Here is a 20,795-nt window from a genome sequence, read left to right on the forward strand (position 1 = left end):
GGAGGCAACGCCTCCCCCGCCGGTCGCCGCGCTTTACGCGGCGAACTCTTCCTGCGCATAGCCCTGCACAAAAAGCAGCGCCGTCAAATCTCCGAAATTGATCCGCACATCGCATTCTGCCGCGACGACAGGCTTGGCATGCAGCGCCACCCCCAGCCCCGCGCGGTGCAGCATCCCCAGATCATTTGCCCCGTCGCCCACGGCAATCACATCTGCCTCGGAAATTCCCAACCGCGTCGTGATCTGCTCCAGCGCATCTACCTTTGCCTGCTTGCCCAAAATCGGCATCCCCACAGCGCCCGTCAGCTTGCCGCCCTCGGCCAGCAGGGTGTTCGCGCGGTTCTCGTCAAAGCCCAGCGTCGCTGCGACCTGTTCGGTAAAGGCGGTGAACCCGCCTGACACCAGCGCCGCATGGCCGCCTGCCTGCTTCATTGTGGCAACCAGCACCTTACCGCCCGGCATATAGGTGATCCGCTCGGCCAGAACTTTGTCGATCGCCGCAACATCAAGCCCTTGCAGCAGCCCGACCCGCTCCTTCAACGCACCCTCGAAATCCAGCCCGCCGTTCATCGCCCGTGCGGTAATCTCCTTGACCCGTGCACCGACGCCCGCCTCATCGGCCAATTCGTCAATGCACTCTTGTTCGATCATCGTGCTGTCCATATCGGCCAGCAGCATCTTTTTGGCGCGGCCTTGGGCCTGCACCACCACCATATCGACCCCCATCGACTGACAGTTCTCCCAAACCTCCCAGCGATTCGCGGGCATCTGGCCGATGCTGAATTCCGCCGCCTCGTCGGGTGCCAGCCAAACCGCATCGCCGCCGCCCCACGCATTGCGCAAGCTTTCTACCAAGGCAGGCTCCAGCCCGCGTGTCCGGGGAGAAGTGAGCAAAACCACTGTAAACATCGATAAGTTTCCGATCCGCGTCAGGGATGTCGCAAAAAGCGACCGAAGCGGCGTTCTAGCCGCGTTTTGCGGCTTGTGCCAGACCGCAGCCCCCCGTATCTGCCTCCGTGGGACACCCTTCCCCAACGAAGGGCGCATATCTGAGAGGATAGCATCAATGGCTATTACACAACCGGCATCGCGGCCGGCAAATCCGCGATTTTCATCGGGCCCTTGCGCCAAAATCCCCACATTTGATCTGACCAAGCTCGCTTCCGCGCCTCTGGGCCGCAGCCACCGCGCGGCACCCGGCAAGGCCAAGCTGCTTGAAGCGATCGAAACCACCCGCGAGATCCTCGGCGTTCCTGCCGACTTCCGTATCGGGATCGTGCCTGCCTCCGACACCGGCGCTTTCGAGATGGCGATGTGGTCGCTGCTTGGCGAACGCCCTGCCGAGATGGTCGCATGGGAATCTTTCGGCGCGGGCTGGGTCACCGATGTGGTCAAACAGCTTAAAATCGACGCCCAAGTTCACACCGCCGACTACGGCGAGATCGTGGATATGGCCGCGCTCAACTATGACAATGACGTTTGTTTCACATGGAACGGCACCACCTCCGGTGTGCGCATGCCAAACGGCGATGCGATCCCTGCGGATCGTGCAGGCCTGACGCTTTGCGATGCTACCTCTGCCGCCTTCGCGATGAACCTGCCGTGGGACAAGCTCGACGTCACCACCTTCTCCTGGCAGAAAGTGCTGGGTGGCGAGGCGGCGCACGGCATGCTGATCCTCAGCCCCCGCGCGGTGGAACGGCTCGAATCCTATACCCCCGCATGGCCCCTTCCAAAGATTTTCCGCATGACCAAAGGCGGCAAGCTGATCGAAGGCATCTTCAAGGGCGAAACTATCAACACGCCCTCGATGCTTTGCGTCGAAGATTATCTGCTGGCGCTGGACTGGGCCAAATCCGTCGGCGGTCTGAAAGGTCTGATCGCGCGGGCCGATGCCAACACCAAAGCAATCTCCGATTTCGTCGCGAAAAACGACTGGATCGATTTTCTCGCCACCGATCCCGCGACCCGCTCTAATACTTCGGTTTGCCTCAAGTTTACCGATGGCCGGATCACCGACGGCGCCGCCTTCGCCAAAGCCATCGCCAAACGGCTGGCCGACGAAGACGTGGCCCTCGATATCGGTGCCTACCGCGACGCCCCTGCGGGTCTGCGGATCTGGTGCGGCGGCACGGTTGAGACCTCGGACATCGACGCGATGTTGCCGTGGCTCGCCTATGCCTTCGAGACCGAAATCAACGCGTGAATGACAGCGCCCGCCTGCCACCGGCAGGCGCGGCCATCTCAGACCATTTTATAAGGACCACAAACATGGCTCCCAAAGTACTCATCTCCGACAGCCTCAGCGAAGCCGCCGTCCAGATTTTCCGCGACCGCGGTATCGACGTCGACTTCCAGCCCAATCTTGGCAAGGACAAAGACAAGCTTGCCGAAATCATCGGCAACTACGACGGCCTTGCGATCCGCTCGGCCACCAAAGTCACCGAGAAGATCCTCGCCAACGCCCCCAACCTGAAGGTTATCGGTCGCGCCGGGATCGGCACTGACAACATTGACAAAGACGCCGCCTCCAAGCGCGGTGTGATCGTGATGAACACGCCTTTTGGCAATATGATCACCACTGCCGAGCACGCCATCGCAATGATGTTCGCCGTCGCCCGCCAGATCCCCGAAGCCAGCGCCTCCACTCATGCGGGTAAATGGGAAAAGTCCAAGTTCATGGGCGTTGAGCTGACCGGTAAGACCCTCGGCGTGATTGGCGCGGGCAACATTGGCGGTATCGTTTGCGACCGTGCACGCGGCCTCAAGATGAAAGTCGTGGCTTATGACCCCTTCCTCGGCGACGAAAAGGCCGAGAAAATGGGCGTCGAGAAGGTCGAACTCGAAGAATTTCTGAAGCGCGCCGATTTCATCACCCTGCACGTTCCCTATACCGAGCAGACCGCGAATATCCTGAGTCGTGAAAACCTCGAAAAGACCAAGAAAGGCGTGCGGATTATCAATTGCGCCCGTGGTGGTCTGGTTGACGAAGTCGCCCTCGCCGACCTGCTGAAATCCGGCCATGTTGCCGGTGCGGGTTTCGATGTCTTCGCCGAAGAGCCCGCCACCGAGAACCCGCTTTTCAACCTGCCCAACGTGGTCTGCACGCCGCACCTCGGCGCGGCAACCACCGAAGCCCAAGAAAACGTCGCCCTTCAGGTCGCCGAGCAGATGGCAGATTACCTGCTCACCGGTGCCGTAACCAACGCGCTCAACATGCCGTCGGTTACCGCAGAGGAAGCAAAAATCATGGGCCCGTGGTTGAAACTCGCAGGCCACCTCGGCGCTTTCGTTGGCCAGATGACCGACGAGCCTGTTAAAGCGATCAACATCCTTTATGACGGCTCGGTTGCTGGCATGAACCTCAGCGCGCTGAACTGCGGCGTCGTGGCTGGCATTATGAAACGCGCCAACCCTGACGTGAACATGGTTTCGGCCCCCGTTGTAGCCCGTGAAAAAGGCATTCAGATCAGCACCACCAACCAAGATAAATCCGGCGTTTTCGACGGCTATATCAAGGTCACCGTGGTCACCGAAAAGCGCGAACGCTCCATCGCGGGTACTGTGTTCTCGGACGGCAAGCCACGCTTCATCCAGATCAAGGGCATCACCATCGATGCCGAAATCGGTGAACACATGCTCTATACCACCAACGAAGATGTCCCCGGCATCATCGGGACACTGGGTCAGACCATGGGCGAAAACGGCGTTAACATCGCCAACTTTACCCTCGGTCGCTCCGCCGCCAAGGGCGAGGCGATTGCCTTGCTCTACGTCGATGACGAGGTGCCGGCGCCCGTGATCAAAAAGCTGCATGACACCGGCATGTTCCGGCAGATCAAGCCGCTTCAGTTCGATGTTGCCTAATCGACCAATCTCAAACCGCCCGCCCTCACCGGCGGGCGGTTTTGCTTTTACCTGAAAGATGCCCATGCCCAAACCGATCTACGCCATCGGCGACATTCACGGCCAAAAGGCCGAGCTGGACCGTGTCCTCGACCTGATCGAACAGGACGGCGGCAAAGAAGCGTCGATCGTCTTTCTCGGCGATTACGTCGACCGTGGCCCCGACAGCCGCGCCGTGCTCGACACCCTCATTGCAGGGCGCGACTTGGGCCGCGACTGGACCTTCCTGATGGGCAACCACGACCGTATGTTCGCATGGTTTCTGCAAGACTACCCCCGCCACGACGCCTATCTGCCCATCGACCTCAACTGGCTGCACCCGCGCTTGGGCGGCGACACAACGCTGGCCTCCTATGGCATCCATTTCACCAGCAGAGATCGGATGCTGGATGTCCACGCCCAAGCCCGCAGCGCCGTACCCCCTGCCCACCTGCACTTCGTCCACAGTCTCAAGCTGAGCCACGAGACCCAGAATCACTTCTTTGCCCACGCAGGCATCCGCCCCGATGTGCCCCTTGCCGATCAAGACCAAGAGGACCTGCTCTGGATTCGCAAAGAATTTCACCGTCACAGCGCTGCACACCTTAAACTGGTAGTCCACGGCCATACCCCTGTTCAGGCCGCCACCCACTACGGCAACCGCGTGAACCTCGATTCCGGCGCAGGCTACGGCAACCCGCTCAGCGTCGCTGTCTTTGAAAACCAACAAAGCTGGCTGCTCTCCGGCCAAGGCCGCACCCCCCTCACGCCTGCCTAATCCTTTCTCTTTTGGACCGGAAATATTCCGGGGGAGCGCGGGCCAGCGCTCCCGCCTTTTGCGCATCAATGAAAATCGCGCGACTTCGGGATTACCTTCACATCGCGCGGATGCCTGTGCCTGCTGACCTGTCCGGGGATTGGATGGGTCGGATGATCGCCGCGCACTGTGGTCGCGGGCACCCGATCTTCGCTGAGCGTATCGAGCCGGTCGGTCCGGTTCTCCAACCGATCCGCCACCACGTGAATGACGCGGCCATCGCTTTGCACCCGCCCGTGCACAACCAATAAACGCGCCGCCATGATTACGGGCCGGTACTGCTCGAACAGGCTTGGCCAGATCACCAGATTTGCCACCCCTGCCTCATCCTCCAGCGTGATAAAGCATACCCCCTTGGCGCTGCCCGGTTTCTGGCGCACCAATACCAGCCCCGCGATCGACACCCGCGCGCCGTGCCGCAGGGCAGGCAGTTGATCGGTGCAAACAAAGCCCTGCCCGCGCAAGCTGCCGCGAAAAAACGCCATCGGATGCGCCTTCAGGGACAGCCGCAGCGTTTGGTAATCCGCCACCACATGTTCGGCCTGCGGCATCGCGGGCAGCACCACAACAGGCTCCGCCCCCTCATCGCGGGTCTCGGCATAGGTGAAAATCGGCAGGTCCGGCGCATCCTTCAGCCCCTGCGCCTGCCACAGCGCGGCACGGCGATCCAACCCCATGCTGCGCATCGCATCTGCCGCTGCCAACCGTCGCACCGCACCGCGATCCAGCCGCGCGCGTTTCTTGAGGTCGGCCACGTCGCCAAAGGGCAGATCCCGCGCCGTCATGATCCGCAGCGCCGCATCCTGACGCAGCCCGTCAATCTGGCGCAGCCCCAAACGCAGCGCAAACCCCGCGCCACAAGGCTCCAAGGTGCAGTTCCACTCGGAGAAGTTCGCATCCACCCCGCGCACCTCGACGCCATGCTCGCGCGCGTCCCGCACAATTTGCGCTGGCGCATAAAACCCCATCGGCTGGCTGTTCAACAACGCGCAGGCAAAGGCCGCAGGATAGTGGCACTTCATCCAGCTTGAGACATAGACCAGCTTGGCAAAACTCGCCGCATGGCTTTCGGGAAAGCCATACTCCCCGAACCCTTTGATCTGGTCAAAACAGCGCTGCGCGAAATCAGGGTCGTAGCCGCGTTCGGTCATCCGTCCGACCATCTTCTGCTGTAAGGTTTCGATGGTGCCGCGCGACCGGAAAGTCGCCATCGCCTTGCGCAACTCATTGGCCTCGGCGGGAGTGAATTTGGCGGCATCAATGGCGATTTTCATCGCCTGCTCCTGAAAGATCGGCACCCCCAGCGTGCGGCCCAATATCTTTAACAACTCGTCCTGCGGATGCTCCGGCCCCGGCGCGGGATAGCTCACCCCCTCAAGCCGCTGTCGCCGCCGCAGGAACGGATGCACCATATCGCCCTGAATGGGACCGGGCCGCACAATGGCAACCTCGATCACCAGATCGTAAAACCGCCTTGGCCGCAGCTTGGGCAGCATCGCCATCTGGGCGCGGCTTTCGACCTGAAACACCCCCAGACTGTCGCCCAGACACAGCATGTCATAGGTCGCGGCATCATCGGCAGGCACCGTCGCCAGTTCCTTCACATCGCCATAATGCGCAGCCATCAGATCAAAACATTTGGCGATGCAAGTCAGCATCCCCAGCGCCAGAATATCGACTTTGAAGATATCCAGCGCGTCGATGTCATCCTTGTCCCACTCGATGAACGACCGCTCCGGCATCGCGCCATTGCCGATCGGTACGATCTCGGTCAGCGGGCGTTCGGTCAGGATAAACCCGCCGACATGCTGCGACAGATGGCGTGGCATTCCCGTCATCTCCCGTGCCAGCCGGATCACGCGGCGCAGATAGGGATCGCTCAGATCCATCCCCGCCTCCTTGACCCGCGCATCGCCGACCTCGGCCTCGAAACTGCCCCAAACGGTACTGGCGAGCTTGGCTGTCACGTCCTCGCTGAGCCCCATCACCTTGCCGACCTCGCGGATTGCACTGCGCGGACGGTAATGGATCACCGTCGCGCACAGCCCCGCCCGCGCCCGCCCGTATTTGTGATACATGTACTGGATCACTTCCTCGCGGCGTTCATGCTCGAAATCGACATCAATATCGGGCGGCTCGTCGCGTTCCTCCGAGAGGAACCGCTCGAACAGCACGTCATGTTCCTCAGGATCGACAGAGGTGATGCCAAGGCAGAAACACACTGCCGAATTCGCCGCCGAGCCGCGCCCTTGGCACAGGATAGGGGGGTCGGCCTCCTCCCGCGCGAAACGCACGATATCGTTGATGGTCAAAAAGTACCGCGCGATCTTTTTGGACCCGATCAGCGCGAACTCTTTCTCGATGATCGCCCTGATCCGGTCCGATACCCCATCCGGATAGCGCTGCGCCGCGCCTGCCCAAGTCAGATGCTCCAACTCCTCCTGTGCGCTGCGGCCTTCGGGGACAATCTCGTGCGGGTACTCGTATTTCAGGTCATCAAGGCTGAAGGTGCAGGCATCCGCCACCTGCCGCGTCGCCGCGATGGCATGGGGCCATGCACCAAACAGCCGGCACATCTCGCCGGGCGGTTTGAGGTAGCGTTCGGCATTGGCCTCCAGTGCGAAACCAGCGGTGTCGATGGTGGTGCCAGTGCGGATGCAGGTCATGATGTCCTGCAACGGGCGGCGCTGCGGCGCGTGATAGAGCACATCATTGGTCGCCAGAATGCCCATCCCATGCGCCCGCGCGATCCGGTCAAGCCGGTGGATCCGCGCCACGTCGTCACCGCGATAGAGATAGGCCGCCCCGATATGGCGCATCTGCGGCAAGGCACGCAGCAGCCGGGGCAGGCCCGCCTCGAACACCGCCACCGCTTCGGGCGGCATCACGATCAATTGGATGCCCTGCGCATGGGCCGCCAGCATCTCCAGCGTCAAATGGGTTTCGCCCTTGGCCTGCCAACCGCCATCGACATCCGCCATCTTGCCCTTGGACAGCAGCACCGACAGCCGCGCATAAGCATCGCGGTCGCGCGGATAGGCCAAAAGTTCGGTGCCGCACATCAACACCAGCCGCGCACCAATAACCGGGCGCAGCTTGGCCTTTTTGGCTTCGGTATGGACCCGCACCACCCCTGCCAGCGTGTTGTGATCGGCAATCCCCATCGCGTGATAGCCCAGCAGATTGGCCGTGGCCGTCAGATCGACGGCATCTGACGCCGCACGCAAAAACGAGAAACAACTGGCCAGCCCCAGTTCCACATAAGGACCGGGGCTGTGCCATTGAAACGGGTCATCCGGGTCCAGCGTCCGGCGCTTATGTCCTTCCTGCTCAGGCATCGCACGCGCTCCCCCCTCCCACACCCTGCGGGATGGCGGGTGGAAATGCGGACAAGTCAGCGCGCTGCGGAGCGCATGGCAATTTAATACCGCTCACCATCACGCGAAAATCCCGTGCAAAAACCAATGCGGATCGCCGCCGCGTCCGTCGCCCAGAATACCCTGACGGTAAATCCAGAAGCGCCGCCCGTCACCAACCTCGACCTTATAGTAATCCCGCAGCCGCGTGCCGGGGCGATCGCGCCACCACTCCGGCGCGATACGCTCGGGCCCCTCATGGCGCGTGGTCAGATAGGCCACCCGCCGCCAGCGAAACCGCGCAGGCGGGCCTTCGGGCACCGCATAAAGCACCGCAATCTCCTCGGGCGGTGTGAGCAGACGCAAGGGCCGGTCGCGTGATAGAACAGGCGGTGCCGCGGGCGCGCCGGTCAGCGCAGGCACGCGGCCCTCGACCCGTTCGGGCAGATGGCTTTGCACCCAGACCGGCCATGTAATGCGCTCCGGCCCCAGCTTGGCGGTCAGCCGGTCCAACAGTGCCGCCACATCGCGGCCCGCTTCGCGCCCGCCCTCCAAATGGTCCTGATGCAGCGCCAAGGGCTCTACCCGCAGTGCCTCCAGCGTCAAAAGATCAAACCCGAAACCGGGGTCGATACCGTCAAGCTTGCCACGCAGCAGGCGCAGCACATGACTGGCCTCGCGGCTGGCCGAGGCCGTCGCCACATTGCGCGAGCGCCATTCACCATCGACACGGTAAATCGTCAGCCGCAGCAACCGTACGCCCAGTTCCGCCTGTGCCAGTTGGGTGCAAAGATCGGCGGCCAGCCCGTCCAGATGCGGCACCGGATCAATCACCGGTTCAGGCAATCGCGCTCGTGCCAGCCAGCGCCGTCCCTCGCCCGGTGCATTGAGCGGATCGCCCAGCCGCCCCAACGCGCGGTCGAGCAGAACCAGCGGGTTGCGATCCTCGGCGATCCGGTCAAACCGCCGCATCAGCGCAACGCGGGGCACCTCCATCAGCGCGCCGATGGTTTTGAGGCCAAGCCGTGTCAGCAGCCGCGAGGTATCGCTGTCGATCCGCAGGGCGACCACGGGCAACGGCGCCAGCAGTTCCGCCACCTCCTGCGGCCCGCAGATCGTCCCCGCAGCGCCAAACCGTGCCAGCATCTGCGCCGCCCCACGGGTCGGGGCCATCGCCAGCCGCGCCGACAAGCCCTGCATGGCAAAGCGCGCGCCCATGTCGCGCAGCATCGCTGCCTCTCCGCCAAAAAGATGCGCGGCGCCGGTCACGTCCATCACGATGCCATCCGCCCCGTCGCGCACGGTCCACGGGCACCAGCGCCGCGCCCAAAGCGCCACACGGGCCAGCAATGCGCCTTCGCCCTCGGGGTCGGCGGGCTCGACGTGTAAGTCCGGATGGATCGCCTGCACATCGACAACCCGCTCGCCCGCGCTGATCCCCCGCGCTTGCGCGGCAGCGCCAAGCGCGTGGATCACCGGACCGTGCGCGCCTTGGCGTGCCAGCACCACCGGCACCGTGTCATCCGGCAAGGTCCGCTGTTGCGCGGTCATCCTCTGCCATCTGTCCATCGCCAGATTGGGGAAATAAGCGGAGACGATTTGCGGGCTCGGCTGCGGTTGGGTCATGGGCGGCCACCCACGTGCCGGGGCTGCGCCCGCGCGCCCGAAACAGCTCCGCCTCCCAGAGCGGTGCGCCGGGAGCTTGGGGGTTGTAGGGATGGGTCTGGGACGGCAGCGCGCTGAGCCGCCAACGTTCGCGCGCCGCCGACAGCGCCCCGTGATCGCCCGACCGGATCAGCCAGATCGGCACGCCAGCGGTCTCGGCCCGCAGGGCAAGGCGCTTGGTGGCGGTAAAGCTCAACACCTCCGGTGCACCGTGTATTTCGCCCACCACGGCAGACAACCCCGCACAGGCGGCACCTTCCTCCATCGCCCAAAGCACATCGCGCGGATGGCTGACCTCGACCTTCAGCACATGGCCGCGAAAGCCGAAATTGCGCAGCGCCGGCCCGTAAAGCTGGCCATTCTCGCGCCGCGACATCCGGTCCGACACCCAAAGCACCGGATCGGTACTCTCGCCCAGACAGGCCAGCACAAACCCCGTCACCGCCGCATCGAACGGCCCGCCCGCCAACACATCGCGCAGCACCGCGCCCCCTGAACCGGGCCTTGGCACGTCCTGCACCAGACGTTTGGCGGACAGGGAAACGACCTGCCCAAATGAAGAATCGGGTATCATGCATCCCTCCATATGTTCACTTTTTGTTCTACATGAAAAGAGCCTGCTTGGGTAGAGGGCACGTGCAAGATCGTCGTGGCTTCACCAAAGCGGCAAAGCCGAGATGGCGGCGCAAAAGCGGCCCGCCACTCAGCAATCACTCGTGGTTCGCGGGGTCGCTCTCATCGCTGGTCCGCGACAGGTTGAACGCGATCACCCTGTCCAGCATGCCGTTAAAAAGCGCCGCTTCCCCGGCAGTAAGCGGGGTCAGCACACGCTCGTTCCGGCGCACCACTTCCCCCAGTATCCGCCCGTAAAGCGCTTTTCCCTTGGTCGTCACACGCAGCACAACCGCCCGCGCATCCTGCCGATCAGGGTTGCTGCTAATCAGCCTTTTGCCAATCAACTCCTTCAACAAGCGGCTCAACTGGCTTTTGTCCATCAACAGAAAGCCCGACAGATCGCCCGCCCGTACCGGTCCCTTGGACCGGATCAACGCCAACACGCGCCATTCATTCAGGCTCAGATCAAATAGCGCCTCCAGCCAGTCAAAGCCGCGGCGGTCGATCAGGCCATTCAAGCGCTTTATCTTAAACGAGATGACGTCTTCGATTGTCTCAACTGGCGGATGTTTGGCCGAATCAGCCCCGCCGCATGGCAAGGTCGCGTCACTTTCACTGGACATTTTACGGCACCTGCACACTCGGTAAAGGAGATAAAAATCCATACATTAATAATCGAATCAAGCCTTCTTCCCGCTGGAAGGTTGAGAAAAACCGCCTATCCTGCGGCACAATGACCATGTACATTCCGGTTTTGAGAGCGTACCCGCTGCCGCTAGCCTTGCCAAAACACCCGCTTTTGGCCCGCCTGCCGCAGGCAGCGCCAAAACAACAGGACATAATTTCTTGATTCAGACTATTGCCGATTCGCTCGCCCAACAGGGTTATGAGACACTTACCGCCGTTCAGGAGGCCGTAACCGATCCCGCGCTGGACGAAGCAGATCTGCTGGTTTCCGCCCAGACCGGTTCGGGCAAGACGGTGGCGTTTGGCCTTGCCATCGCGCCAACCCTGCTGGGAACCGACACCCATTTCAACTCAGCCGGTGCGCCACTGGCACTGGTCATCGCGCCAACACGCGAACTGGCCATGCAGGTCAGCCGCGAATTGACCTGGCTTTATGGCAAGACCGGCGCAGTCGTTACGACCTGCGTCGGCGGCATGGACACCCGCGCGGAACGCCGCGCACTGGACCGCGGCGCGCATATCGTTGTCGCCACGCCGGGCCGTCTGTGTGACCACATCAAACGCAGCAACATCGACCTGTCGTCGATCCGCGCGGTGGTGATGGACGAAGCCGACGAGATGCTCGATCTGGGCTTTCGCGAAGAGTTGGAGTTCATCCTCTCCGAAGCGCCCGAAGACCGCCGCACCCTGCTGTTCTCCGCGACCGTTCCTGCGGCAATCGCCAAGCTCGCGAAATCCTATCAGCGCGATGCACAGCGCATCACCACCGTTGGTGAGGCCAAGCAGCACAGCGATATCGAGTATCGCGCGCTGAACGTGCACCCGCGCGACACCGAAAACGCCATCATCAACGTGCTGCGCTTCTATGAGGCAAAGAACGCCATCGTGTTCTGCAACACCCGTGCGGCCGTGACACGGCTGACCACCCGTTTCACCAACCGTGGTTTTTCGGTTGTGGCGCTGTCAGGTGAGTTGACCCAATCAGAGCGGACCAACGCCTTGCAAGCGCTGCGTGACGGACGCGCCCGTGTTTGCGTGGCGACCGACGTGGCCGCACGCGGTATCGATCTGCCCGATCTGGAACTGGTGATCCACGCTGATCTGCCTTCAAACTCCGACACGCTGCTGCACCGCTCGGGCCGCACCGGTCGTGCGGGGCGCAAAGGCGTCTCGGCGCTGATCGTGCCTGCCAAAATGCGCAGCAAGGCCAACCGTCTGATCGGCGGCGCCAAGCTGAAGGTTGAATGGGCGGCACCGCCCTCGGCCGCCGAAGTGAATGCCGCCGACGAGGCGCGTTTGCTGGCCGATTCCGCATGGTCAGCCCCGATCCCCGAAGATGCCGAAAATTTCGTCGCCAGCTTGGTCGAGCAATTCACGCCCGAACAATTGGCAACTGCTTTCGTCAACCTCTACCGCGCCCGCGCCTCGGCCCCCGAAGAACTGGCCGAACCCGGTGCTGTGGGCGATGAAAAACCGCGTGCCGCCTTTGGCCCCTCGGTCTGGTTCTCGGTTTCGACCGGCCGCAATGACGGAGCAGAGCCGCGCACCTTGCTGCCAATGCTCTGCCGTCTCGGCGATCTGACCAAGGACGACATTGGCGCGATCCGCGTCCAGCCAACCCACAGCTTTGTGGAAATCCTCGCCAGCGCGGCACCGCGTTTCGTCACGGCGCTTGGCCCTGATATGAAGGCCGAAATGGGCGCTGTTGTGACCCAGTTGGACAGCGCGCCCGATATTGCACGCGGTCCGAAACCAAGTGGCCCGCGCAGCAAGCCGAGCGGACCGCGGCCTGATCGCGCTCCCCGCGCCGACAGTGGCCCACGTCCCGAACGTGCCCCGCGCCCTGCCTATGATTCCGACGCGCCAAGCGCGTCGCGCAAACCCCGCGCGGCCCCATCCGAAGCACCCGTGGCAGAAACGCAGGCTCCGCGCCCGCCCAAGCCCTATAGCGACAAGCCGCGCACCGACAAACCCAAGTTTGAAAAGCCCCGCGCACCCAAGGGTGAACGTCCGCCAAAGTCGCACAAAACCGAGCGTACGCCGATGAAAGCCGGTGCCGCGCCCAAGCCGAAAACAAACCCCAAACCCGATGCCGACGGCAAACCAAAGGCCAAAGCGGTTTGGAAAAAGGAAAAGCCCGCCGACAGCAACTATGAGCCGCGCAAACCCAAGCCCGGCAAGCCAACCTCGTCGACCACCTCGCGTGGTGACGGACCAGCAGGCGAAAAATCATATACGCGGGCTTCGGACCCCTCCAAACGCTTCACGCCGCCGAACAAGATCGGCAAGCAAGGCACCAAGCCCGCAGGTGGCCCCGGTGCCAAGCCCAAGGGCAAAAGCACATCCCGTCCTAAATAAGTAAAAACGCCGGGGTCAGCCCCGGCGTTTTTCATTTGTGCGGTGGACGAGGATCAGCCCTTGCCCTTCCACGGCACCAAGAACCGCTCGGCGGCGCGCATCAGCATGTCGATGCCAAAGCCGATGACCCCGATCAGGATGATCCCCATAATCACGATGTCAGTGTTCTGGAACTTGGACGCCGTCATGATCATCATGCCCGCCCCCTGCTCCGCTGCGACCAACTCTGCCGCGACAACTGTACCCCAACAGACCCCCATCGCCACCCGTGCGCCGGTGAAGATCTCCGGCAGCGAGTTGGGGATGATCACATAGCGCATGATCTGCCATTTTGACGCCCCGAGCGAATAGGCCGCGTGCACCTTGGAGATATTGACCCCCGACACCCCTGAACGTGCGGCGATTGCCATGATCCAGAGTGCGGCGAGGAACAGCAGGATGATTTTGCCCGTCTCGCCGATGCCCGCCCAGATGATCACCAGCGGGATCAGGGCCAGCGGCGGCACGGGCCGCATAAATTCGACAATCGGGTCGAACCAGCCACGAAACCAATTGCTCAGGCCCATCGCATAGCCCAGCGGAATGCCAACAATCGCGCCGCAGATAAAGCCCACGATTACCCGAAACAGTGAGAAACCCAAATGCTCGAACAACGTGAAGTTGCGAAATCCTTCGTCAATGATCTGGCCGGTTCTGGCCCAGACATCTTCGGGCGCGGGTAGATAAAGTGGCTCCATCTGCCAACCTTTGGCGGGTACGAAATTTGGCGTGCCCTTGTCGCTGAGGTTCACCACCCCGCCCTCGACCCGCACCGAACCGCCGGGCGCGATTTTCTTACCGTTGATCGCGATGACGCGGGCGCCGTCTTTCTTGGAGATCTCGTCATTGCCGCTGACGTTGATCAGCTTGTTGCGCCACTGCGCCACAGTTGCGACATCGTTCTTGGCAAAGCCGTCTCCGGCCTCAATTACCGGCTCCTCAACCTCGGCCTCGCGCGGATGCACCACCACCGTGACGGTCGCATCATCGCGCTTTCCGTCCGCTTCGGCAGTGTAGGTAAAGTTTGATGTGCCCAAAAATGGCCCCGGGGCGTGCAGGAACGATGGCAGCAGTGAGGAACCCGTGAAAATCCCCCACATCACGAAAATCGTCAGGATCGAGATCACCCCCGCCCAGCGGTTCGGGCGCACGGCGCTCTCATCGCCAAAGGTGACCGTTTTTAGCGAAGTGTAGTCATTGTTGGTCCGTTGCACCACGCGGGTGATGATCAGAAAGGCTCCGGCAAAGATGCCGATATAAATCGCCAGAAATACCAGACCCGTCATGCGCTTGCCTCGGTGCGGCCCATAATTTCTTCCTCCATATCCCAGATCATGCTGAGGATTTCCTCGCGTCTGGTGGCGAATTCAGGATGTTTCTTTACTTCGCGCAGATCCTGCCCGACGCCAAGCTCGGCAAAGGGCAGACGGTATTCTTTATGAATGCGTCCCGGACGCGGGGCCATGACGATCAGCCGCTCGCCCAGCAACAAAGCCTCTTCGACCGAGTGGGTGATCAGGATGATGGTCTTGCCGGTCTCTTTCCACAGCTTCAGCACAAGGCTTTGCATCTTTTCGCGGGTCAGCGCGTCCAATGCGCCCAAGGGCTCATCCATCAAGATTACATCGGGGTCATTGGCCAGACAGCGGGCCAGTGCCACGCGCTGCTGCATGCCACCCGACAGCTCATAAACCGCCTTTTCCTTGAATTCCTGCAAGCCCACGACATCCAGCAAGTGGTTCACGGTGTCGCGTTTGTCGTTCTTGGGCATGCCCTTCATCGAGGGACCAAAGCCCACGTTTTCACGCACCGACATCCACTCGAACAAAGCACCTTGCTGAAACACCATGCCGCGTTCGGCACTGGGGCCATGCACGCTTTTGCCGTTCAGCACGATCTCCCCCGAGGTCGGGGCCAGAAAGCCCGCAACGATATTAAGCAAGGTAGTTTTGCCACACCCCGAGGGACCGAGCACGCTCAAAAGTTCGCCTGCTTTAAGGTCGATCGACACGTCTTTTAGCGCCTGCACCGATCCGCCGTCCGGCAAGTCAAAGCGCATGGATAGATTTTCAATAGAGAGTCCGGTCATGGGTCCTGCTCTTTTCAGCTATGGGAGGGCGAAAGGGGCCGCAATGTGACACGAGATCAAAGATCGTGCCACAGCGCCGCCCCAGCTGATCAGCGGGTCCCAACGCCTGGATGCGTCGGGAACCGCCTACAGATCACATGCCCTGCGCGGCCTTCAGCGGGCCGGTGTTCACAGTGCCATCATAGCTGTCGAGCGCGGAATCGATGGAGCCCGCGTCGACGAACACCTGAGCAACGCCGCCCATGAACTTCTGGCTGCCGCCGCCGAGCCATTTGTCGGCCAGCTGGTCGTCAATTGTCGGAAAGGCAAAGGTCGCGAGGGTTTCCTTGGTCGCTTCCACATCCATGCCGGAGTCCTTAGCGATAACTTCGAGCATCTCGTCAGTTTTTTCGCCCGAGGCCCACATCGCGTTGGCATCGGCGGTCACCTTGATGAATTTCGCGACGATATCACTATTCTCGGCCACAAAAGACGCAGGCGCGGTGGTGGCGTCAAATACTAGAATGCCAAGCTCTTCCTTCTCGGCACCAGTCAGCAGAATATTGCCCGATTCCTTCATGCGACGCAGGGCACCGCCCCATCCGCAGGCCATATCGACCGAGCCTTGGCTCAGCGCGGCGGCACCTTCAGCAGGGGCCATATCAACGACCGTCATGCTGCCGACATCGACGCCAAAGTGATCCATCTGCTTGAGGAAGCCGTAATGGGCTGCGGTGCCCAGCGGCACGGCAACTTTCTTGCCGGCAAGCTCGGACGCGGAATCCTTGTCGATCTCAAGGCCGGAGGACACGACGCAATTGTCATTTTCAGAGTAGGACACGGCAACATCGACGACCTGCAAATCCTGCCCTGCCGATGTGGCGACCACGAAGGGTGGAATACCTTGGCTGACAGAAATCTGTACATCACCCGAGGCCATTGCCGCGCTCATCGCGGTGCCGGAATCAAAACTGACCCAGTTGACCTTGGTGCCCAACTCTTCGTCGTAGGTGCCGTTAACCTTGGCATACTGGAACGGCATCGGCCATTCGAGGAAGTAGCCCACAGTGATTTCGCCATGCGCATCGGCAAATGCGGCCTGCCCTGACAGTGCCATCACCGCACCGGCCACGAGGCTGCTTGTTGTTTCCTTGAACATCTTATTCTCCCTGATGAATTTGCGGTCCTTGCTGGCCGCATCTTTTGTTTTTTGCGTCGACTTGGCGCCGATCTGCGCCCCCGAATTTCGCTTTGGGGTCTTGGGTTCGGCGTTGGTTTGGCTCTGCCGTTTCAACATCATTGTGCTGAAATCAATCATGTCTCCTATTGTCGTTTCGGGCAAATCATTCTGCCCATACTTTCAAAAAATTCCGCGCTTACTTTGGCTTTTTAAACCAAAAAGGTGAAAAAGCCAAAATTGCGGTCAACAGCGCCGATAGCCTCTGCAACTGTCTGCGATACCAGTCAGGAATAAACGTCCAATTGGACCGAAGCCATGAGTCCAGTTTGGCGCGGAGTGCCTGATCTGGCATCACATTAGAACCCCGCTTTGCCATTTCGCGCCACGCCTGCGGACTGCGCTGATTTCCGCCGCGCTCTCTTAAAACAAGGGAAATTCCTCCCTGTCGGGCCCATTCGACCGTTCTGGCCCTAAACATCAAGAAACACTGGCCCTACTTGATTCTTCTAAAAGACTGTGTTGTCTCAAAATGACGCGGCGACATCGCCTGCGATTTCACCTCCTGACGCGCGCAGCATGAAAGGTCCGAGATGATGGATGGCAATTTCAACGAGAACGATATTTCCCGTGTGGTCGAGGCCGATCGCGCCCACATCTGGCACCACCTGAGCCAGCACAAGCCCTATGAAACCACCGAACCGCGCATCATTGTCGAAGGCAAAGGCATGCGGGTTTGGGACCAAAAGGGCAAAGAGCACCTTGATGCCGTTTCGGGCGGGGTCTGGACAGTCAACGTAGGCTATGGCCGCGAAAGTATCGCCAACGCCGTACGCGACCAGTTGATCAAACTGAACTATTTCGCAGGCTCCGCGGGCTCGATCCCCGGTTCGCAATTCGCTGAAAAGCTGATCGACAAGATGCCGGGCATGAGCCGCGTCTACTATTGCAACTCCGGTTCGGAGGCCAACGAGAAGGGCTTCAAGATGGTCCGCCAGATTGCGCACAAGCGCTATGGCGGCAAAAAGCACAAGATCCTCTACCGCGACCGCGATTACCACGGCACCACAATCGCCTGTTTGTCAGCGGGCGGACAGGACGAGCGCAATGCGCAGTATGGCCCGTTCACTGATGGTTTCGTGCGGGTGCCGCATTGCCTTGAGTACCGCAGCTTTGAGCAGGACGGCGCACCGTCGGAAAACTATGGCGTCTGGGCCGCAGACCAGATCGAAAAGATTATTCTGGCCGAAGGGCCTGACACCGTCGGCGGCCTGTGCCTTGAACCGGTGACCGCAGGCGGCGGCGTTATCGTCCCGCCTGACGGATATTGGGAGCGCGTGCAGGAAATCTGCCGCAAGTATGACATTCTGCTGCACATCGACGAAGTGGTCTGTGGCGTAGGCCGCACCGGCACGTGGTTCGGCTACCAGCACTACGGCATCCAGCCCGATATGGTGACCATGGCCAAAGGCGTGGCCTCCGGCTATGCGGCGATTGCCTGCCTTGTGACCACCGAAGAGGTGTTCAACATGTTCAAGGACGACGCCTCCGACCCGATGAACTACTTCCGCGATATCTCCACCTTCGGGGGCTGCACCGCTGGCCCGACAGCGGGGCTGGAGAATATGAACATCATCGAAAACGAAGGATTGCTCGCCAATACCACCAAGATGGGTGACTATATGCTTGATCAATTGGCCGCATTGGCAGACCGCCACGCCGTGATTGGCGACGTGCGCGGCAAGGGTCTGTTCCTCGGGGCCGAACTGGTCGCGGATCGTGACAGTCGCGACCCTGTGGCCGAGAAAATGGTGCAGGCCGTGGTCGGCGATTGCATGGCGCAAGGCGTAATCATCGGCGCGACCAACCGCTCGCTGCCCGGCAAGAACAACACGCTATGTTTCTCGCCTGCGCTGATCGCCAAGAAAGACGATATCGACCAGATCATCACAGCGGTTGATGGCGCTCTGGGTCGCGTCTTCGGCTAACCCATCGGCCATCGGCCATAAGTCGCACATGAGGGGCGGGCGGGCTTGACCCGTCCGCCTTTTGTGCCATGTAACGCTTGTCTTGCCCGAACATGACACGCGCCCGATTGCCCCTTTTTGGGTTTTTTTGCGCACACGTCACATACGCCGGAACCTTTTCAAGAGGGGCGGCGTTAACAATTGAACACAAACCGGAGAAGACCCATGAAGAAATTCCTTTTGATTGTACCGATGATTGCTGGCCTGGCCGCTTGCGGTGCCCCGCAGAACCAAGGTGCCCTGACAGGCGCCGCTCTTGGTGCCGCAGCAGGTGTTGCTGTTTCCAACGATGACGACAAAATCCAAGGCGCGATCATTGGTGGCTTGGCTGGCGCCGCTGCTGGTAACTACATTGGCCGCACATCCGGCGGCAAATGCGTTTACCAGAACTCTGCTGGTCAGCGTTACTATGCTGCTTGCCCATAAGGCACCGCAGCAGGCTTGATTTAACACAAGCTTGATTTCAAGAAGGCTTCGGATTTTTCCGGAGCCTTTTTTATTGCACAAGCATAGGGGGCGTCACAAAGAATTGGCCCCGTGATAATGCCAGATTGATCCGCAACTAGGTCCAGCCTAGAGTGGAAGAATGACACTCCCCGTCGAGACCTTCTTTTTGCGCCCCGACGCGCAAGGCACCCTGCAACAGCAGATCCAGCAGATGATTGCCCAAGGCATTTTGTCAGGGCGATTCCGGCAGGGTGAAAAGCTGCCCTCGACACGCAAGTTGGCACAGCATCTGGGCGTCAGCCGCATCACCGTGACCATCGCCTATACCGAGCTACTGGCCAACGAATACCTTTTTGCCAAAGGCAGGTCCGGCTATTTCGTTTCGGAAAATGCCCCCGCTCCGCCCGATTTCGAGCCCGCTGCCGAGAATGACGATGCCGTCGACTGGGGCCGTGCAATCGGCCAGCGTTTCAGTGGTGGTGCCACCCCCTCCAAACCACAAGATTGGGCGCAGTACCGGTTTCCCTTCATCTATGGCCAAGCCGACCCGACGCTATTTGACCATGCCAACTGGCGACTGTGTGCGCTTCAGGCATTGGGTCAGCGCGACTTCACCGCGCTGACCACCGACTACTACGATCAGGACGATCCGCGGCTGATTGAATTTATCGCCCGGCACACCCTGCCACGGCGCGGCATTTCCGCCCGTCCCAGCCAGATTTTGATCACGCTCGGCGCACAGAACGCGCTTTGGTTGACGACGCAAGTCTTGCTGACCCAACGTCGCCGCGCCGTGTTAGAAGACCCCTGCTATCACGCACTGCGCGACATTCTCAGCCAGTCGCGCTGTCATGTGACGCCGGTGCGCGTCGATCAGGACGGGTTGCCGCCTGACGCGATCCCGCCCGAAACCGATGTGATTTTCACCACCCCCAGTCACCAGTGCCCGACCAACGCCACCATGCCAATGGACCGTCGTCGCGCCCTGCTGGACCGTGCCCGCGAAACTGATGCGCTGATCGTCGAGGACGATTATGAATTCGAGATGTCGTTCCTCAAACCTCCCTCGCCTGCGCTGAAATCGATGGATGCGGACGGGCGGGTTATCTACGTAGGCAGCTTCTCCAAATCCCTGTTTCCGGGGCTGCGGCTGGGCTATCTTGTCGGCTCCGAGCCGTTCATCCGCGAGGCCCGCGCCCTGCGCGCCAGCGTGTTGCGCCATCCGCCCGGCCATATCCAGCGCACTGCCGCCTACTTCCTGTCACTCGGCTATTACGACGCACAAATTCGCCGGATGGGTGCTGCGCTGCACGAACGCCGCGTGGTGATGGAGCAGGCGATGACCGACCACGGGTTGCAGGTTTCCGGGCGCGGCTACTATGGCGGCTCATCCTTCTGGATGCGCGCGCCCGAGACGGTGGATACCGATCATCTGGCCCGCAAGCTACAGTCGAAGGGCGTGCTGATCGAACCGGGTCGCGCCTTCTTTGCCGGTGATCTGCGGCCCACAAATTACTACCGCCTCGCCTATTCCTCGATCCCGACATCGCGCATCAGCGAGGGAGTCGCGATGGTTGCCAAGGAAATTGCCGCTAGCGCGTAATCTGGCCTTATTCCGCACCCTGCTCTGGCCCTAACTCGAACCAGCGGTGGA

At 61.1% G+C, this 20,795-nt stretch carries 15 protein-coding genes; 7 read left to right on the forward strand and 8 right to left on the reverse strand.

All coding sequences use genetic code 11. The features are described from left to right. Nucleotides 1-33 precede the first annotated feature (33 nt). Nucleotides 34-909: a phosphoserine phosphatase SerB gene (gene serB / locus BM174_RS05530; protein ID WP_093922845.1), complete on the reverse strand. Its 876-nt coding sequence runs from the start codon at nucleotides 907-909 to the stop codon at nucleotides 34-36. A 157-nt stretch (nucleotides 910-1,066) separates the two neighbouring features. Between serB and BM174_RS05535 the strand changes: the two genes are divergently transcribed. The 3 genes from BM174_RS05535 to BM174_RS05545 all read left to right on the forward strand — a co-directional run bounded on the left by BM174_RS05535 (nucleotide 1,067) and on the right by BM174_RS05545 (nucleotide 4,663). After that, on the forward strand, nucleotides 1,067-2,206 hold the full coding sequence (locus BM174_RS05535) for a phosphoserine transaminase (protein WP_093922846.1): 1,140 nt from the start codon (nucleotides 1,067-1,069) through the stop codon (nucleotides 2,204-2,206). Between the two features lie 65 nt (nucleotides 2,207-2,271). Continuing rightward, the gene (gene serA / locus BM174_RS05540; RefSeq protein ID WP_093922847.1) at nucleotides 2,272-3,867 is read left to right on the forward strand and encodes a phosphoglycerate dehydrogenase; all 1,596 of its coding nucleotides are present in this window, start codon (nucleotides 2,272-2,274) and stop codon (nucleotides 3,865-3,867) included. Between the two features lie 64 nt (nucleotides 3,868-3,931). Beyond that, on the forward strand, nucleotides 3,932-4,663 hold the full coding sequence (locus BM174_RS05545; RefSeq protein WP_093922848.1) for a metallophosphoesterase family protein: 732 nt from the start codon (nucleotides 3,932-3,934) through the stop codon (nucleotides 4,661-4,663). A 65-nt stretch (nucleotides 4,664-4,728) separates the two neighbouring features. Here the strand turns inward: BM174_RS05545 and BM174_RS05550 are convergent, their stop codons facing one another. The 4 genes from BM174_RS05550 to BM174_RS05565 all read right to left on the reverse strand — a co-directional run bounded on the left by BM174_RS05550 (nucleotide 4,729) and on the right by BM174_RS05565 (nucleotide 10,961). Next, a complete protein-coding gene (locus BM174_RS05550) occupies nucleotides 4,729-8,040 on the reverse strand; it encodes an error-prone DNA polymerase (protein ID WP_093922849.1) in 3,312 nt (1,103 codons plus the stop codon). A 99-nt stretch (nucleotides 8,041-8,139) separates the two neighbouring features. Beyond that, a complete protein-coding gene (locus BM174_RS05555; protein WP_245766273.1) occupies nucleotides 8,140-9,684 on the reverse strand; it encodes a Y-family DNA polymerase in 1,545 nt (514 codons plus the stop codon). Further along, nucleotides 9,578-10,297: an ImuA family protein gene (locus tag BM174_RS05560; RefSeq protein ID WP_093922851.1), complete on the reverse strand. Its 720-nt coding sequence runs from the start codon at nucleotides 10,295-10,297 to the stop codon at nucleotides 9,578-9,580. The genes BM174_RS05555 and BM174_RS05560 overlap by 107 nt, the downstream gene beginning before the upstream one ends. Before the next feature lie 136 nt (nucleotides 10,298-10,433). Then, nucleotides 10,434-10,961 (reverse strand): MarR family winged helix-turn-helix transcriptional regulator, encoded by a 528-nt coding sequence (locus BM174_RS05565; protein WP_177209420.1) that lies wholly within the window; start codon nucleotides 10,959-10,961, stop codon nucleotides 10,434-10,436. Between the two features lie 223 nt (nucleotides 10,962-11,184). Between BM174_RS05565 and BM174_RS05570 the strand changes: the two genes are divergently transcribed. Beyond that, nucleotides 11,185-13,383: a DEAD/DEAH box helicase gene (locus BM174_RS05570; RefSeq protein WP_093922853.1), complete on the forward strand. Its 2,199-nt coding sequence runs from the start codon at nucleotides 11,185-11,187 to the stop codon at nucleotides 13,381-13,383. A gap of 53 nt (nucleotides 13,384-13,436) precedes the next feature. Here the strand turns inward: BM174_RS05570 and BM174_RS05575 are convergent, their stop codons facing one another. The 3 genes from BM174_RS05575 to BM174_RS05585 form a co-directional block, all read right to left on the reverse strand. Then, complete coding sequence (locus BM174_RS05575; protein ID WP_093922940.1) at nucleotides 13,437-14,699, reverse strand: ABC transporter permease; 1,263 nt, start codon at nucleotides 14,697-14,699, stop codon at nucleotides 13,437-13,439. A gap of 5 nt (nucleotides 14,700-14,704) precedes the next feature. Beyond that, nucleotides 14,705-15,511: a taurine ABC transporter ATP-binding protein gene (locus BM174_RS05580; protein WP_093922854.1), complete on the reverse strand. Its 807-nt coding sequence runs from the start codon at nucleotides 15,509-15,511 to the stop codon at nucleotides 14,705-14,707. A gap of 133 nt (nucleotides 15,512-15,644) precedes the next feature. Continuing rightward, nucleotides 15,645-16,649 (reverse strand): taurine ABC transporter substrate-binding protein, encoded by a 1,005-nt coding sequence (locus tag BM174_RS05585; RefSeq protein ID WP_093922941.1) that lies wholly within the window; start codon nucleotides 16,647-16,649, stop codon nucleotides 15,645-15,647. Nucleotides 16,650-17,263: 614 nt separating this feature from the next. On the opposite strand from BM174_RS05585, the gene BM174_RS05590 reads away from it, so the two are divergent. The 3 genes from BM174_RS05590 (at nucleotide 17,264) to pdxR (ending at nucleotide 20,744) form a co-directional block, all read left to right on the forward strand. Further along, on the forward strand, nucleotides 17,264-18,655 hold the full coding sequence (locus tag BM174_RS05590) for an aminotransferase family protein (protein WP_093922855.1): 1,392 nt from the start codon (nucleotides 17,264-17,266) through the stop codon (nucleotides 18,653-18,655). A 204-nt stretch (nucleotides 18,656-18,859) separates the two neighbouring features. Beyond that, nucleotides 18,860-19,120: a glycine zipper 2TM domain-containing protein gene (locus BM174_RS05595; protein ID WP_093922856.1), complete on the forward strand. Its 261-nt coding sequence runs from the start codon at nucleotides 18,860-18,862 to the stop codon at nucleotides 19,118-19,120. Nucleotides 19,121-19,280: 160 nt separating this feature from the next. Beyond that, complete coding sequence (pdxR, locus tag BM174_RS05600) at nucleotides 19,281-20,744, forward strand: MocR-like pyridoxine biosynthesis transcription factor PdxR (RefSeq protein WP_093922857.1); 1,464 nt, start codon at nucleotides 19,281-19,283, stop codon at nucleotides 20,742-20,744. Nucleotides 20,745-20,795: the final 51 nt, after the last annotated feature.

Source organism: Sulfitobacter brevis, from assembly GCF_900112755.1.
Classification (GTDB): Bacteria; Pseudomonadota; Alphaproteobacteria; order Rhodobacterales; family Rhodobacteraceae; genus Sulfitobacter; species Sulfitobacter brevis.